1 protein-coding gene is annotated in these 2674 nt (G+C 77.9%); it reads left to right on the top strand.

Features of this window, described 5'->3' with window-relative positions:
• Positions 1-122: 122 nt before the first annotated feature.
• Positions 123-1781, top strand: a complete 1659-nt coding sequence (locus tag ACFV4G_RS23300) for an ATP-binding cassette domain-containing protein (protein WP_380443390.1) — start codon at positions 123-125, stop codon at positions 1779-1781.
• The last annotated feature ends 893 nt before the right edge of the window (positions 1782-2674 follow it).

Here is a 2674-nt window from a genome sequence, read left to right as displayed (position 1 = left end):
AATATTATCTGTCGGCCGCGTCTGGCGCGGCCCGTGTGGCGCGCGGGGGCGGGGGGCCGCGCGCGGCGGGGGGCCCCCCCGGCGCCGTCCTTTTCCCCCGACTCTCCTGCAGGAGCGCCCACTTGCCCCGCCGACCCGACGGACCGACCCTCGCCCTCGGCCTCGCGCTGCCCGTCGAGGCCGCCACCACGCTCGCCCTGCCCGCCGCCCTGGCCGGGGCCGTCGACGCCGTCCTCGCCGGCGCGGGCCGGTCCGCGACCGGCGCGTTCGCGCTGCTCGCCCTCACCGTGGGCACGGCCGCCGCCGCCAACGCCACCGCCGCTGCCGCCGGACCGGCCGGCGCGGCCGACGCCACCGCCGCCCTGCGCGGACGCCTCGTCCGGCACCTGCTCGACCTCGGGCCGGGCGGCCGGCTGCGCGGCGGGCCGCCGCCCGGCGACCTGGCCGCGCGCCTGGTGGGCTCGGCCGGCGACGCGGGCGGGCGGCTGCCCGCCGGGCTCGGCGCGGTCGGCGCGCTGTTCACGTCGGTGGGCGCGATCGTCGGCCTCGGGGTGCTGTCACCGTGGCTGGCGCTGGCCTTCTTCGCCGGGGTGGTGCCCGGCGTGGTGCTGATCCGGCTGTTCCTGCGCGACGCCGGTTCGGCGTTCGCCCGCTACCAGGAGGTGCAGGCGGAGCTCGCCGCGCGCCTCACGGGCGCACTCACCGGGCTGCGCAGCATCCACGCGGCCGGCGCCGAAGAACGCGAGGCCGCACGGGTGTTGGCGCCGCTGCCCGACCTCTCCGCGGCCGGGCACGCGCTGTGGACGGCGCAGCGCCGCACGGCGTGGCAGGCGACGCTGCTGATCGCCGCGGTCGAGATCGCGGTCCTGACGACGGCGGGCGTGCTGCTCGCCGACGGCGCCCTGGCGCCGGGAGACCTCGCCGCCGCGGCCGGGTGGGCGGCGCTCGGGGCCGGCCTCTTCGAACAGGTCGAATCGCTGGCCGGGGTCGCCCACGCCCGCGCCGGGCGGGCCCGGGTCGACGCCCTGCTCGCGCTCCCGCCCGCACCCGTGGGAGCGGCGACGCTTCCGGTCGGCGGCACCGGCGAACTCGCCTTCCGCGGCGCGGTGGTGCGCGACGGCGACCGCGTGCTGCTCGGACCGATCGACCTCACCGTCCCCGGCGGACACACGCTCGCACTGGTCGGGCGCTCCGGCTCCGGCAAGTCCCTGCTGGCCGCCCTCGCCGGACGACTGCGCGACCCCGACGAGGGCGCGGTGCTCATCGACGGCGTCCCGGTCGACGAGCTGGCCCCCGACGAACTCCGGAACGCCGTCGGCTACGCCTTCGAGCGGCCCGCCCTGGTCGGCGGCACGGTGCGCGACGCACTCGCCGGCGCGGGCGAGGCGGAGGCCGGGGCCGCCCGCGCGGACGGCTTCCTGCGCCGGCTGCCCCGGGGATGGGACACCCCGCTCGACGAACTACGGCTCTCGGGAGGCGAGTTGCAACGCCTCGGGCTGGCCCGACTGCTGGCCCGGCCGGCGCGGGTGGTGGTGCTGGACGACGCGACGTCGGGGCTCGACCTCGCCACCGAGTACCAGGTCACCGAGGCACTCGACCGCGCCACCCTCGGCCGCACCCGCATCGTGATCGCCCACCGCGCCACCGTCGCCGCCCGCGCGAACCTGGTGGCCTGGCTGGAAAACGGCCGCCTCCGCGCCCTGGCCCCACACACCGCCCTCCTCGCACACCCGGACTACCGCGCCGCCCTGTCCGACACCGCCCTACAAGCAGCCGCCTGATGGCCCGCCACCGCACACCACACACAGAAAGTCGGCCGGGCCGACTTCCCACGCAGCCCTCTGCGCCCTCCGCACCCCATCAAGCAACCGATGCCGGCACAGAAAGTCGGGCCGACCGAGGGCCGAACGCCTCGGACACCGAAGGTCGGCCCGACCGACTTCTTGTGCAGCACTCTGGGCCATCCACGGGCCACCAACTCCGCGACGCCCGCATGGAAAGTCGGCCCGACCGACTTCCCGCACCAGACCCGGGGCCGGGCGCCTCGGACAGCGAAGATCGGGCCGACCGATTTCCCGCGCACGACCCAGGGCCGAACACCTCGGGCACCGAAAGTCGGCCCGACCGACTTCTCACGCACGACCCGAGAACGGGCGCCACCGGCGTGGAAAGTCAGCCCGACCGACTTCTTGTGCAGCACCCTGGGCCATCCGCGGGCCACCAGCTCCGCGACGCCCGCGTGGAAAGTCGGCCGGATCGACTTCCCGCGCCGGGCCTCAGGCCAAACGCCTCGGGCACCGAAAGTCGGGCCGATCGACTTCTCACGCACGACCCGGGGCCGGACACCGCGGACACAGGAAGTCGAGTAGGCCGACGTCCCGCACACGGCTCGACATCCGCCGCCGCAGGCGCTGTCGCGCAACCCGGCGACGCAGGAAGTCGGCTCGGCCGACTTTCGGTGCAGGCGGCTCCTGCCTCCGCCGACTCAGGGCGCGGAGCCCACCGACGGTCCTCGCGTGCCAAGGCGCCCGGCGGGGGGGGGTGGGGCGGGCCCCGCGGGGGCCGACCCCCCCCCCCCCCCCCCCCCCCCCCCCCCCCCCCCCCGCGCCCCCCCCCCCCCCCCCCCCCCCACCCCCCCCCCCCCCCCCCCCCCCCCCCGCCCCCCCCCCCCCCG

The sequence above is a fragment of the Kitasatospora sp. NPDC059747 genome (assembly GCF_042732955.1).
Classification (GTDB): domain Bacteria; phylum Actinomycetota; class Actinomycetes; order Streptomycetales; family Streptomycetaceae; genus Kitasatospora.
The sequence above is the reverse complement of the archived record's forward strand: the minus strand, read 5'-3'. Positions and strand labels throughout refer to the sequence as shown.